Raw genomic sequence first — 13,818 nt, forward strand, 5'->3', positions numbered from 1 at the left:
AAACAATTTGGACGAAAAAAACACTGATTTTTTCAGTGTTTTTTCTAAAGTAAAGAATCTAAATTATTTACACCGATATAACTTCGAGAAATAAATCCTTCGCCAGCTTCTGTTCCAATCAATCTTCCCAAATCATACGCTCTGTAGCGAATAGAATCTGTAAAGTTTTTAGATGAAATAGGCGTTTGTGGTTCATCAGAATTTGGATCAAAAAACTGTGTTTTATATGCCAAACATGCATCAACTTTTGTATCTATAAATCCAGAAATATCTACTACAAAATTAGGCTCTAACGGTAACCATTGTATGTAATGAAAATGTTTTTTTGGACGCCAAGCAGCCAAACCATTTTCTATTTTTGGTAAGCCCGATAAAAAAATAGAGGTATTGACTAAATCAGAACCTTTTCCGTGATCGGGATGGCGATCATGTGGCGCATTACTTAAAATAACATCGGGTTGATATTTACGAATTACTTCGATTATTTTTAGTTGATTTTCTTTATCATTTAAAAAGAAACCATCGGCAATTCCTAAGTTTTCGCGAACCGCTACACCTAAAATATTTTTTGCAGCTTCGGCTTCTACACGACGTGTTTCATCTGTTCCTCGCGTTCCTAATTCTCCTTTTGTTAAGTCAAGAATTCCAACTATTTTGCCGTTTTTAATTTCTTTTGCAAGCGTTCCGCCACATCCTAATTCTACATCATCAGGATGTGCACCAATTGCAAGTATATCTAATTTCATTTTTTATTTATTTAACCAATCAATAATTTCTTTTGAATCTGGTATTGTTTTAGATGGATAAGAAGCTTCTAAAGTTCCATCTTCGTTAATTAAAAACTTTGTAAAATTCCATTTCACTTCATTATCAGCTTTACCATTTAATGATTTTTTTGTTAAGAATTTAAAAATCTCATTTTGGTCTTTACCAATTACATCGCTTTTCGCCATCAAAGGAAAAGTAACACCGTAATTTAATTTACAAAATTGTGCAATTTCTTCGTTGTTATCAAATTCTTGTCCACCAAAATTATCCGAAGGAAAACCAATAACAACCAAACCTTGGTCTTTATATTCTTGGTAAACTTTTTCTAAAGCATCATATTGAGGCGTGTAACCACATTTTGAAGCGGTATTAAGAATTAAAACTTTTTTACCTTTTAAATCAGCGAAATTAAAATCATCATCGTTGATATCTTTGAATGTATAATCGTAAATCGTTTTCATTTTTTGAGGTGTTTTATTGGTTTGATGAATGGTTTGCTTCTTAGTTTTAACCTTTTTAATTTCTTGTGCATTACAAGCCATAAAAAGTCCCATAAAACCTATTAATAAGTATTTCATTTCTTCTTTATTTTTAACAAATTTAAACAATTTGACAATATTTAATGGTTAAAGATAATCTAAAATTCATCATAGTTATCGCTTATTATCAGCTTCATTCTTTTTGAATTTGGGAAAAATTATCATAAAATTTTTGATTTATATCAATTTTAGACTTAAAATTCTTTTTAAATAATATTTATTTAGGTATAAATCCTATATTTACTCACGCTTTGAAAAATTCTTTACCTAAGAAGAATTTGGTTGAAGTATAATCTGAATAAATGACAAGTAAAATTATTGGTGTAGGGAACTACATTCCTTCTGAGACAATCACAAATTTATTTTTTGAGAATCATCATTTTCTAGACGAAAAAGGTATCGCATTAAAGCAAGATAATGCTACAATTGCAGGTAAATTGAAAGAAATTACCGGAATTGAAGAAAGACGTTATGCAAATAAAGATCAGGTAACTTCTGATTTAGGATTTATTGCTGCGCAAGAAGCGATAAAAAATTCGGGTATTGATCCTGAAACCTTAGATTATATCATATTTGCGCATAATTTTGGTGATGTACGTGCAGGAACAATTCAATCTGATGCAGTTCCTAGTTTAGCAGCGCGCGTAAAACATTTATTAAAAATAGAAAATAATTATTGTGTTGCTTATGATGTTTTATTTGGTTGCCCAGGCTGGATAGAAGGCGTTATACAAGCCAATGCTTTTATAAAATCGGGTATTGCAAAACGTTGTTTGGTAATTGGTGCCGAAACATTGTCGCGCGTTGTGGATATGCATGACAGAGATAGTATGATTTATGCAGATGGTGCAGGAGCCGCTATTTTAGAGATAAATGAAGGTGATGCAGGTATAAAATCGCATTTATCAGCTTCGCATACATTGAATGAAAAAGATTATTTATTTTTCGGAAAATCATATAATCAAGAAAGTTGTGATGATGTGAAATACATTAAAATGATTGGTCGTAAAATTTACGAATTTGCGCTTTCTAATGTTCCAACTGCTATGAAAAAATGTTTTGATGATAGTGGATATTCAATTGATCAGTTAAATAAAATTATCATTCATCAAGCAAACGAAAAAATGGATGAAGCAATTGTAAAACGTTTTTACCAATTGTACGATGCGCCAATGCCAGAACATATTATGCCAATGGTTATTGAAAAATTAGGAAATAGTAGCGTTGCCACAATTCCGACTATGTTAACAATGATTATGAAAGATGAATTATCGTTACACGAAATAAACGAAGGTGATATTGTGTTATTTGCTTCTGTTGGAGCAGGAATGAATATTAACGCAATTGTTTATAAATTTTAATAGAACACGTTTAAATTAAAAATAAACTGAATAAAAAAAGGTCTAAACATTGTTTAGACCTTTTTTGTATGATATGAATTGATTTTTTTTTAAACGATTAAATCTTCTCCAATTTCTAATAAAATCAATTGAATATGACGTGCAAAGAAAATTGCTTTTGCTTCTGCTTTATCAATTTTAATTGGAGGAAATGTATCATAATGATAACCTAAAACTTTGGTTGTTTGCACATATTCTGCTGCTATTGCCGCACTTTTTGCTCCCATTGTAAAATTATCGCCAATTGGTAAAATTGCTAAATCTAAGTCGCCAATTGTATCAGGAATTAATTTCATTTCGTAAGTTAAAGCTGTATCTCCAGCAATGTAAATACGTTTTCCGTCGGCTTCGATAATATATCCGTTTGGATCTCCGCCATAAGTACCGTCTGCAAATGAACTTGAATGAAATGCAATTGTTGATTGAATTGATCCGAAGTCAAAACTAAATTTCCCGCCCGTATTCATTCCATGCGTTTTCAATCCTCTTTCTGCATAATAACCTGCAATTTCTGCGTTAGAAATAATCAATGCATTTGTTTTTTTTGCCAAAGCTTCCACATCATAAACATGATCTTGATGTGCGTGCGTAATCACAATATAATCGGCTTTCAGATTTTCGAAATCGATATTTTTAGCTAATTCATTTGGTGTAATAAATGGATCTACAACAATGTGTTTACCATTTGCTTCGATAGCTAAAGAGGCATGTCCTAAATATTGAACTTTCATATTAGTGTAATTTTGTGATTAACGAATTAAAGTATCTATAAATTCAAATCCAACTAAGCTATATCCCAATAATACAGCGAAAAACAATGCTAACATCGCAACTTGTTTTAGGAATGGATCATAATCTTTTGGATTTTTAACTGCAAAAATTTTACGACGAATTGCATTTGCAAAAAAGATTAATATCAAGAATACAAAGCCAGATAATTTACCTGCTTTTGATGGCAACATTGTAACATAAGAAGCACTTAATATAAAAGGCAACGTCATTAGCGCCATTTGATAATATCTACTGTTGTCAAATCCTAATTTTGAAGCAACTGTTATTTTATTATTTTTTATATCGTTTTCTACATCGCGCATATTGTTCAAATTTAATACTGCAACACTCCATAATCCCATAGAAGCTGCTGGTAATAAAATTTCCCATCTAAATACTTTAGAATATAAAAACTCTCCTCCTGCAACGGCTAAAATTCCGAAAAATAAAAACACAAAAACATCACCCAAACCAATATAACCGTATGGTTTTTTTCCCATTGTATAGGCCATTGCAGCTAAAATAGATGCAATTCCTAAACCTAAAAATATGTATAAATAGTTAAGATAATCTGGTACAAAAGACACATATAATAAGGCTGAAATACAAATAAGTGAAACAACAATCATTATTGCAATTGCAATTTTCATTTGTTTTTTAGTTATCAAACCCGAAGCTACAGCGCGTTGTTCGCCAATGCGATTTGCATCTGTTCCTTTTACGGCATCGCCATAATCGTTTGCGAAATTAGACAAAACCTGAAAAGCTAATGTTGTTAAAAGTGATAAGAAAAATATATCATTACGGAAAATTCCTTCAAATTTAGCTATAAAACCTGCTAATAATAATCCACTTAATGAAAGTGGTAATGTACGAAGCCTAGCGGCCAAAATCCATTTTTTCATAATGAACAAAGATAATGAAGATTTCTTTTTTACAATCATCAAAAAATAAAGTAATATTGCATAAATTTTTATCCACTTCATCTACGATAAATGCCTAGAAAAAAAAGTAATACACCGCCTTTTTACACGAAAATAAAACTTTCTACTTATGTAATTGGTTTTCTAGTTTTGATTATGCTTTATTTTACTTATCGCTATCGACACGGAATTAATTATTATTTTTCTATCATCGAGAAAACTTTAAAAGGAGAAAAAATTACGGATGATAAAGTAACAAAATACGATATTCGGAATATTGAGGTGATGGATAATTATTACCTAAAAACTTTTGGTGTAGATGTTTCACATTATCAAGGCGAAATTGATTGGACCAAAATGCATACGATTTACCAATTATATCCAATAAAATTTGCTTTTATACGATCAACAATGGGCGGTTCTGCGCTTGATGAAACGTTTGAAGAAAATTGGAAAGGCGCAAAAGAAAATAATATTTTGCGTGGCGCTTATCATTTTTATCGACCAGATGAAAATTCGACTTTACAAGCTCAAAATTTTATTCGAAAAGTGAAGATTGAAGATGGTGACTTACCTCCTGTTTTGGATATCGAAACAATGCCAAGAACACAATCTGTTGATAAAATGATTGAAGGTTTAAAAAATTGGTGCAAAATTGTAGAAGAACATTACGATATAAAGCCTATTATTTATACATCGGACAAATATTATGAAGATTTTTTACAAGCGCATTTCGAAGGTTATATTATTTGGATTGCCAATTATAATTTTTGGGTAGAAAGAATGAAAGGTCATTGGGATTTTTGGCAATTTACCGAAAAAGCAACCATAGATGGCGTAAAAAGTAATAAAGTAGACGTTAATATTTATAACGGAACAGTTGATGATTTAGAAGCTTTGACATTATAACATAAAAAAATCTCAGCGATTAAACTGAGATTTTATATGTTAAATAAATTTATTTTAAGACTTTTACTTCTCCATTAATATATTCATATGTCCAACTTGCATCAGAATAATTTAATGAATTTCCATTTTTATCATAATCTTTAATAATGAAACCTCTAAAATTATTTTTTGATAAAGATCTAAAATATTGATCTTTAAAAATACCTAAATTCTGAAATAAATTTTGAGATTCATCATAATTAATAAATCTTGTAACTTTTCTAGCTTTTGAATTATAATCAATCGTTGGTAATCCATTTAAGTAAACTGCATCACGATAAACCACACTATCTAAATTTCCTTTTGAATTAAAATAAAATTCTTCACTACTTGTTAAATCATTTTTTTTGACTGAATCCGAAATTAATAAATCAATTGATTTTATCTGATTATTTTTATAGTTATAAACATATTTTTCGGAAAAATTAGGCTTAGTTTGATACGTAAAAATAGCATCATTTATTTGTTTTCCATTTAAATTATAGATTTGAATATCTTCTGGTAAACTTACACCTTCTATTTTTGAAATTCTTTTAATAACTGCTTGATTTCCAATATAATTCACATTACTTTCTATTTGTTTTGAGAAAAAGTAAATAAAATCAGTTGAAGTTGATGTATCTACAAATTCTCCAATTCTTTTTGTAACAAGATTATTTTCGTACTCAAATCTAACGGTATCTATTAATTTATCTTCTTCTGTTAAAAAATAACCTTTAGGATAAGGATTAAAATTATTATTTTCTTCAAGCTGAATTATTGTCTCGTCTTCTTGACATGACAAAAAAAATGTTAGGGGGAGTAATAAAAGTAATTTTTTCATGATTTTTTTAGTTAGTATTCAAATATAACAATTTATAATTAAGATTATTGTAATAAAAAAATCTCAGCGATTAAACTGAGATTTTATATTATTTTGTTAAATCAACTTTACCATTTTTGTACTTAAAAATTGTATAAAAAGGAATTGGAAAACTTAATTCTCCCATTTCATCATATACCTTTATAGTTAAAGTTCTATAATTATTAAAGGATAAGTTTCTGTAATTTATATCATCAAAAATACCTAGTCTAATAAATGGATTACTATAAGTATCGTAATTAGAAAATTCTAAAACAGTTTTACTTTTACTTATTGTATCAATTGCGCCATCTTTAGCATACAAAATTTCAATATTTTTTAAGTTGGTTAAATGAGGATATTTTCCATTTCTTTCCCAATTATATTGATGCTTTTCTATTAAAGAATCTTTATTACTTACAGAATAGATAGATTTTGTTTTTAAAACTAAATCTTTTTCTAATTCGATATAATCATATTTAGTAAAAGTATTTCCTTTTGTAGATTCATTTTTATAAATCAAAATATCTTTGTAATGAGATTTTTTTAGATAAGTTCCTTTCTCTATAATTTCGTTATTACGAGATATTTCATAAATCGAATCACCTATATATTTCACTAAATCTGTATACTTATAAGTTATCGTTTTTACAGTTTTACTAATTGGTCTTTTTTGATTATCAAAAATAATTAAAACACTATCTTCTTCAGAAGAATTTTGATCGAAATATTTAAGGGAAAAATAATCTTTCGGAAACAACTCATCATTTGTTTCTACTAAATATTCTTCATCAAGGTCTTCATTACAAGAAGACACAAAAACAATACTTAAAGCAATTAATAAATATTTAAATATAATTACATATAGTTTATTGAAAATAAAAAACCATAGACGATAAAAGGCTAAAATACATTGTATTTTTAAATATATTTTTATATTTTTGTTTCAAAGTTAAGAATGACTCTACCACTTGATTTCAACTTTCTGAATTCCTTAATCTTACTATCTTCTTAGTTTATTATTTAATTAATATTAACTATGTTTTTAGATCAAAAAAAAATAAAAGCTTGCCTAAAAATTAATCGGAATATTTCTCTTCCTTTTTTTGTTGTATTACAAAAAAATATGATTCCTTTTATAAAAAAACCTACTTAATTAGTTAAAATTCAAAACAACTTCCTTTAAAAAAATCATTATTAAGCTTACTTATCACATATTAAAAAATAATATGTGCGAATTATTATTTAAACAAGATTAATCATCTCCAAAATTATTTGGCGGATTAAAAATTAACATAATGCAACTAAATTTTAAAAAAGGTAAGATTACAGCAATTTTTCTAATCTTATCTAGTTTTGCTTTTTCGCAAACACCTTCTATTTCTGCTTCAAATGGAGAAGCATATAATGCTAGTGGCGTAAAAACTACAAAACCTTGTGGTATATGTACTCCTCTTAATTGGAAAATTGTTACGGGGACTCCAGATATGTCAAATAGAACAACTACAGCTTCTACTACTACAGCTGGTGGTGGAACAAGCTGGATTAACACACCTTTAAGTTTACCTCCTAATGGTCATACAGACTGGATTACAATTAGAGATATAGCAGACCAAAAAAATGAAGAAGCTATAAAAACAACAATGACAGGATTGACAATTGGTAGAGAGTATGAAATAGTAATCTACACCTTAACTGCTTTAAATTCTTCGTATAGTCCCAGATACATTGATCAATTTGACTTTCAAGTAAGTGGCTATAACAGAGTTAAGGTTACTAAAATAAACAAAGACATAGATAAAAAATGGGGTGTAAATAGATTGGTATTTGAAGCTAAATCTACCTCTATGGATCTAACTTTTTATCCTGGATATAATACGAATGCTAGCAATTTTGAATCTGTTAATATCTCTGTTTCTTTAAATGCGATTAATACAATTCCTGTTGGTCAAAAGTTTTCTCAAACAATAAACCAAGATCAAACTGCTTCATTTGATGTTGTAGCTGTAGCAGTGGAATATGATTCTAATCAAATCGTACAAAAAAACAGTATCGATTTAGACCCTGATACAGACGGAATTCAATCAACTGTAATTAACAAACAAGGTACTTGGATTGCTGATCAAAACGGAATAGTAACATTCACTCCTACTCCTGGTTTTGGTGGAAAAGCAACTATCTTTTATACAATTGAAGACAATTATATGTTAGATGGTGTACTATCACCAGGAACATCTACTCCCAAATCTATCTCAGTACTTGTTTTGCCTTGTACAACAGGAATAAAAGGTACAGGATTTTCTTTGAAAGATGGAGAAACAAAAACATATAATATGCCTGCTACAGATTATGGTTTTATCTTTGACATTTATACACTTGACAACTCTTTTCAACTAAATATCAATGGTGTTAATTTAGCAAATCAAGAAATTGATTTTCAATCAGGAAGTGGTTCTAATCAGAATATTAAATTTTCAGACGGTACAGAATATGGAGTTGGTACAAATCCAGCTGATCAAATCTATAATATTATTGGAGATTCAATTTCTCCGGCTGTTAGAGTTACAATTAATCCTAACGGGCAAATCCTTATGTATGGTCGCAAAAACAGTACAGACAAGCAACTATATGACCTTGTATTATCTGGAACAGCAAAATTCAACAATATTATATGGAATACTACACAACCGAATACTGTTATCGTTTCGCAAAATGTAGTTGGAGCTACCAATATATCTGGATATGGAAGTGGTTTAAAAAAGATTTTATGTCCTTGCACAAAACCACCAACAATTGGTACACCTACAGGTTTTTCTAATGTAGCAATTTCTACAAATACAATTATAGATAAATCTTGGCCGTCAAACATTCCAAACGGAGCATTAGTCCTAGATTCAAGTACAAAAGGAATGGTGATAACAAGAATTGCAAATGTAGAAACTGATATTGTAAAACCTGTCACAGGTATGATTGCCTATGATGAAGTGGATAAATGTGTGAAATTATTCAACGGAACTGAATGGGATTGTTTAAACCAAACATGTAATCAATAAAAATTAAGAAATGAAAAAAATACATCTATATATTGTCGTATTATCTACTTTTTTGATAAATACAGTTCAAGCACAAATGATCATTGCAGATGATGAAAATTTACCAATAACTACAGAATCTACATTACTCCAATTTGAAGATGGTCAAACAAGAGGTATCATATTACCAGCTAATTCAAGCATACCTACAAACCCAACTAACGGTACTTTTATTTTAGATTTAAATGATAGTAAAATAAAAATGTATCAAAATAAAATATGGGTAGAATTAACAGATAGAGGAAGAAATCCTACTAACGATACTAATTCTGAAGATATTGGTGACGGAGTAATTATAGGAGATGAAACTTCTACAGCTACAGGAGTTGTAGTTTTTGAAGCTAAGGATAAAGCAATAGTTTTACCTCGTGTTCAAAACGTGACTACAGATATCATTTCTCCATATCCAGGTATGATTTGTTATGATATAGCATCTCAAACTGTAGCTATTTTTGATGGTGTTTCATGGAATTTCTGGAGCTAAATAACCATAACATTTTAACAATATAAATAAAAAATAGTCTAGAAAATTCTAGACTATTTTTTATTTATATCAATTTATTCAATATCTACTTTAAATAAACTTTTCTAATTGGTTTTATCAAAACAGCAATTACAATTACAGTTAAAATTGTCATTGTTCCACCAAAAATAATTCCTGGTACTAAACCTAAAAATGTTGCGGCAATTCCACTTTCTAAAGCACCTAATTCATTAGATGAACTTACAAAAATTGAATTAACAGAAGACACTCTACCTTTCAATTTTTCTGGTGTTTTTATTTGTAAAATACTTTGACGAATCACCATCGAAATTGCATCAAAAGCTCCTCCTACCATTAAAATACCGAAACAAATATATAAGTTTCTACTAAAGCCAAACGAAATAATACAGACACCAAACATGGCAACTGCAATTAATAATTTTGGACCAACATTTCCTTTCAAAATTGATGGAATCATCGAGATAAAAAACATCATGATTAACGAACCAATTCCGTGCGCAGAACGTAATAACCCAAAGGCTTCAGAACCTTGGTTTAATACTTTTTCCACAAATGCTGGCAACAAAGATTCTGCTCCACCAAAGAAAACAGCAAACATGTCCAAACTTAAAACCGCTAAAATAATTGGTGTTGCCCAAATAAATTTCAAGCCTTCTTTAATTCTCGTCATTGGCGATTCTGTAGATTCCGCTTCAGAAATTTCGGCTGGTTTTTTCGAAATCATTAAAATCATTACCATCGAAACACACATAATTACAAAAGCTGTAATTAAGGCAACTTCAATTCCAAATTTTGCTAAAATTAATCCGCCTGCTAATGGTCCTAAAACAGAGCCAATCATAAATGCGGAAGATGAAAGTGGAATTGCTTTTGGGTAATTTTCTTTGCGTACAACTAAGGCTAAAAGTGCAAATAAAGCTGGTCCACTAAACGAACGTGTTAAGCCTAAAATGAAGAATGCAAAATAACAAACGCCCAAATAAGCGGGAATTCCGATTGCTTGCCGAACGGATGGAAAATTAACAATCATCAGTACAAAAGAAGCGGTCATAAAACAACCAATGCTTCGTACCAAAATCATTCGCTTATCCAATTTATCGACCAATTGGCCTGCGTAAAAAGCGGTTAAAAGAATCGGTAAAAATTCGGCTAAACCTATTAATCCTAAAAATATTTCTTTTTGTGTAACTTTAAAAATTTCGTAAGCAACTGAAGTACTTTGAATAAATAAGGCGAAAATTAACGAAAACCTTAAAAATATAAAAGGTATAAATTCTTTGTTTTTCCAAACTGAAGGAATTTTTTCTTCTGTCTCCATTATAACTAATTTTAAAGCTCTAAATGTACATTGAATTTGAAGAATCAAAATTGATATTCATCAATTATTTTTGCGGAAATATAAAAAAATCTTCAACCATTTCTGATTGAAGATTTCTGAAAGTTTATAGTTTAATTTTATGTTTTTATTTATGCAAATTCTACTGCATTTTGCTCTTGTAATTGCATGCGATATTCGTAAATATCCTCTATTGTAAGCAGACACATTTCATGTTTTTCTGCAAAATCTATAATTTGAGGAAGCTTTGCCATCGTACCATCAGGATTAGTTAATTCGCATAAAACAGCTTCGTTTCCTAAACCAGCTAATTTTACCAAATCTACGCTACCTTCGGTATGTCCACGGCGTTCTATCACTCCATTTTCTCTTGCAATTAAAGGAAATACATGTCCTGGACGATTTAAATCTGATGGTTTTGCATTTACATTTACAGCCGTTTTTATTGTTTGTACACGATCTGCGGCAGAAACACCCGTTGTTACACCTTCTTTCGCTTCAATAGTTACTGTAAAAGCAGTTTGAAAACGCGAATTATTATCAGTAACCATTGCATGTAAATCCAATTGATTTGCCTTGTCTTGCGTCATACAAAGACAAACAATTCCGCTACATTCTCTGATTAATAAAGCCATATCTGGCGCTGTAATAGTAGAAGCTGGAAAAATAATATCACCTTCATTTTCGCGATTTTCATCGTCAATTAAAAGGATTCCTTTTCCGTTTTGAAGTTCTTTAATTGCCAAAGCAATTCTTTCGTTAGCATTTTTGCCAAATTGTGTGATTGTTTTCATTGATTTTAAATTTTAAAATGAAACATCACTTCAGGGCGGAATATAACAACGTGCCATTCCAAATAAAATTCGGAACCACATCACAATCTATCATTAAAGATGTGACGCTAAAATTGATTTAGCGTGACAGAAATTACATTCAATTTTCTTCTCTCATCCAGACTTTAACTGTCGGTTTTGGAATTTCACCAAATCAGTCCTAAATTTTAAAAATAAAGGAGTCGCGGACTATAACCGCCGGTAAGGAATTTCGCCTTGCCCCGAAGAAAATTTCGTTTGATTATGAATAATTTGTTTGAATAAATTACTATAAACTTTCGTTGGCAAATTTACAAAAGATGAATTGATTATTTATAATGAGTTAAGCTAAAAATTACATGTATTTTACGGTTTACCACATTTTTTAATTAAAAATAAAAAGTAGATTTGTTAAAATTTAAATTTTTATGAAAAAACTTTTATTCTCTGGAGCATTCGTTGCTTCTTCTCTTTTATTTGGACAAATTACACTAGAAAAGACTTTTTCTAATAATGAAAGCGTTACTGTTATTCCAAATAATAAAGACTTTGCTTATATTTCTACGACAAAAAATAATAAACTTGTTTTATATAATACTGATTATTCTGTCAAGAAAACAATTAATGTTGATATTGCTATTGAACAAGAGTTACATTTTTCTTATGATACTTATGATCGTTGGTCTGCTGTTTCTAAACAAATTTTTAACACAGACGAAAAATATGAATTTATTGTAGAGGTTAGAAATAATAATAACGGACAAAATAAATATTTAATCATTGATGAAGACGGAAAAATAATTAAAGATTTAACAACAAGCGATTATTCTTCATATTACTATCCAACAGTTTATCATGACATAGTAACAAATAAAAATAAATTGATGATTACTCAAACAAATTTAAAAAATCCTACTGAATATTTTGAAGAGGTTTATCTTTTACCTACAACTTCTTTATCTATTGCTGAAATTGAAACAACCTCAGTTTTACAGGCTTTTCCAAATCCAGCACAAACAACTTTAAATATTGTTAACCCAAAAAACGGAATAAATAATATAGAGATTTTTGATTTTAATGGACGCTCAATTATCAAAAAAGATTTTAACTCTACAGATAATAAAATTTCTATTGATGTTCAACGTTTACCGCAAGGAACTTACATTTATAAAATAGGAAATAGTTCTGCTAAATTCATTAAAAAATAAAACTTAAAAAAAGCATCTTAATAGTTAAGATGCTTTTTTACAAATATTTATCAAGTATTGGTTTTATTAAGTCTGAAATCAACGCATATCCTTTTTCGTTTGGATGAACATTATCTTTCGAAATCAATTCTACTTTTCTTGATTCAAAAACCGAATAAATATCTAAATATGGAATTTGATGAGCGTACGCAATTTCTTTTAATTGTTGGTTGAATAATTTTATTCGTTCGGTTGTCCTTAATTTTCCCGAAGCAACTACTACTCCATCTATTTCTGAAGCAATTGGCAATATACTAATCAAAAAAATATGTGGCGTATAATTTTGTGTTAGATTTATTGCTGTTTCTATATGATGTTTAAAATCGTGAAGCGAAACTATTTCTTCGTTATTTTTAATTGCTAAATCATTTGCGCCATAAAAAAAGAAAACTAGATTTTCATCAGGAGAAAGACGAGCTTTTATCTCATTTTCTAAACGATTTAATAATCCAACAGTGGTTTCTCCGCCAATTCCGAGATTAAAACAATTTACCTCGTTTGCGTTTTCATTGTAATATTTTGAATGAAAATATCGTTTCAAATCATCCACATAACCGCCTAAAATACCATCGTATTCGCCATAAGTTATACTGTCTCCAAAAAATAAGCAATTTGTCATTTTACATTTTACCTGTT

Annotated in this window: 14 protein-coding genes and 1 riboswitch; of the genes, 5 read left to right on the plus strand and 9 right to left on the minus strand. The window is 29.4% G+C overall.

The genetic code is table 11. The features are described 5' to 3' along the window. Positions 1-44 precede the first annotated feature (44 nt). Positions 45-746, minus strand: a complete 702-nt coding sequence (bshB1, locus tag BM072_RS08840; RefSeq protein ID WP_092908303.1) for a bacillithiol biosynthesis deacetylase BshB1 — start codon at positions 744-746, stop codon at positions 45-47. 3 nt (positions 747-749) lie between these two features. After that, positions 750-1,346 carry a glutathione peroxidase gene (locus tag BM072_RS08845; RefSeq protein ID WP_092908425.1) on the minus strand — a complete coding sequence of 199 codons (597 nt, stop codon included), beginning with the start codon at positions 1,344-1,346 and terminating at the stop codon, positions 750-752. A 263-nt stretch (positions 1,347-1,609) separates the two neighbouring features. Here BM072_RS08845 and BM072_RS08850 point away from each other — a divergent pair, with 263 nt between their 5' ends. Beyond that, entirely contained in the window at positions 1,610-2,668 is a 1,059-nt protein-coding gene (locus BM072_RS08850) for a 3-oxoacyl-ACP synthase III family protein (RefSeq protein ID WP_092908304.1), read from the plus strand. A gap of 89 nt (positions 2,669-2,757) precedes the next feature. Here BM072_RS08850 and BM072_RS08855 read toward each other — a convergent pair whose 3' ends face one another. Continuing rightward, on the minus strand, positions 2,758-3,438 hold the full coding sequence (locus BM072_RS08855) for a metal-dependent hydrolase (protein ID WP_092908305.1): 681 nt from the start codon (positions 3,436-3,438) through the stop codon (positions 2,758-2,760). A gap of 18 nt (positions 3,439-3,456) precedes the next feature. Further along, the gene (gene menA / locus BM072_RS08860; RefSeq protein WP_092908426.1) at positions 3,457-4,383 is read right to left on the minus strand and encodes a 1,4-dihydroxy-2-naphthoate octaprenyltransferase; all 927 of its coding nucleotides are present in this window, start codon (positions 4,381-4,383) and stop codon (positions 3,457-3,459) included. Positions 4,384-4,473: 90 nt separating this feature from the next. On the opposite strand from menA, the gene BM072_RS08865 reads away from it, so the two are divergent. Next, the gene (locus tag BM072_RS08865; protein WP_092908306.1) at positions 4,474-5,310 is read left to right on the plus strand and encodes a glycoside hydrolase family 25 protein; all 837 of its coding nucleotides are present in this window, start codon (positions 4,474-4,476) and stop codon (positions 5,308-5,310) included. Positions 5,311-5,359: 49 nt separating this feature from the next. Here the strand turns inward: BM072_RS08865 and BM072_RS08870 are convergent, their stop codons facing one another. Next, positions 5,360-6,172, minus strand: a complete 813-nt coding sequence (locus BM072_RS08870) for a hypothetical protein (protein ID WP_092908307.1) — start codon at positions 6,170-6,172, stop codon at positions 5,360-5,362. An 88-nt stretch (positions 6,173-6,260) separates the two neighbouring features. Continuing rightward, a complete protein-coding gene (locus BM072_RS08875) occupies positions 6,261-7,007 on the minus strand; it encodes a hypothetical protein (protein ID WP_092908308.1) in 747 nt (248 codons plus the stop codon). Positions 7,008-7,488: 481 nt separating this feature from the next. On the opposite strand from BM072_RS08875, the gene BM072_RS08880 reads away from it, so the two are divergent. Together BM072_RS08880 and BM072_RS08885 are read left to right on the plus strand one after the other, a co-directional pair. Then, positions 7,489-9,243, plus strand: a complete 1,755-nt coding sequence (locus tag BM072_RS08880) for an Ig-like domain-containing protein (RefSeq protein WP_092908309.1) — start codon at positions 7,489-7,491, stop codon at positions 9,241-9,243. Positions 9,244-9,319: 76 nt separating this feature from the next. Then, positions 9,320-9,766, plus strand: coding sequence for a hypothetical protein (locus tag BM072_RS08885; RefSeq protein ID WP_092908310.1), 447 nt, complete (start codon positions 9,320-9,322; stop codon positions 9,764-9,766). An 85-nt stretch (positions 9,767-9,851) separates the two neighbouring features. Here BM072_RS08885 and BM072_RS08890 read toward each other — a convergent pair whose 3' ends face one another. Next, positions 9,852-11,105 carry an MFS transporter gene (locus tag BM072_RS08890; RefSeq protein ID WP_092908311.1) on the minus strand — a complete coding sequence of 418 codons (1,254 nt, stop codon included), beginning with the start codon at positions 11,103-11,105 and terminating at the stop codon, positions 9,852-9,854. A gap of 149 nt (positions 11,106-11,254) precedes the next feature. Then, entirely contained in the window at positions 11,255-11,917 is a 663-nt protein-coding gene (gene ribB / locus BM072_RS08895; RefSeq protein WP_092908312.1) for a 3,4-dihydroxy-2-butanone-4-phosphate synthase, read from the minus strand. Positions 11,918-12,058: 141 nt separating this feature from the next. Then, a riboswitch (FMN riboswitch) is annotated at positions 12,059-12,189 on the minus strand. Positions 12,190-12,363: 174 nt separating this feature from the next. Here ribB and BM072_RS08900 point away from each other — a divergent pair. After that, complete coding sequence (locus BM072_RS08900; protein ID WP_092908313.1) at positions 12,364-13,143, plus strand: T9SS type A sorting domain-containing protein; 780 nt, start codon at positions 12,364-12,366, stop codon at positions 13,141-13,143. 37 nt (positions 13,144-13,180) lie between these two features. On the opposite strand, the gene BM072_RS08905 is transcribed toward BM072_RS08900, so the two are convergent. Then, entirely contained in the window at positions 13,181-13,801 is a 621-nt protein-coding gene (locus tag BM072_RS08905; protein WP_092908314.1) for an SGNH/GDSL hydrolase family protein, read from the minus strand. Positions 13,802-13,818 lie beyond the last annotated feature (17 nt).

The organism is Algoriella xinjiangensis (assembly GCF_900115015.1).
GTDB classification, from domain to species: domain Bacteria; phylum Bacteroidota; class Bacteroidia; order Flavobacteriales; family Weeksellaceae; genus Empedobacter; species Empedobacter xinjiangensis.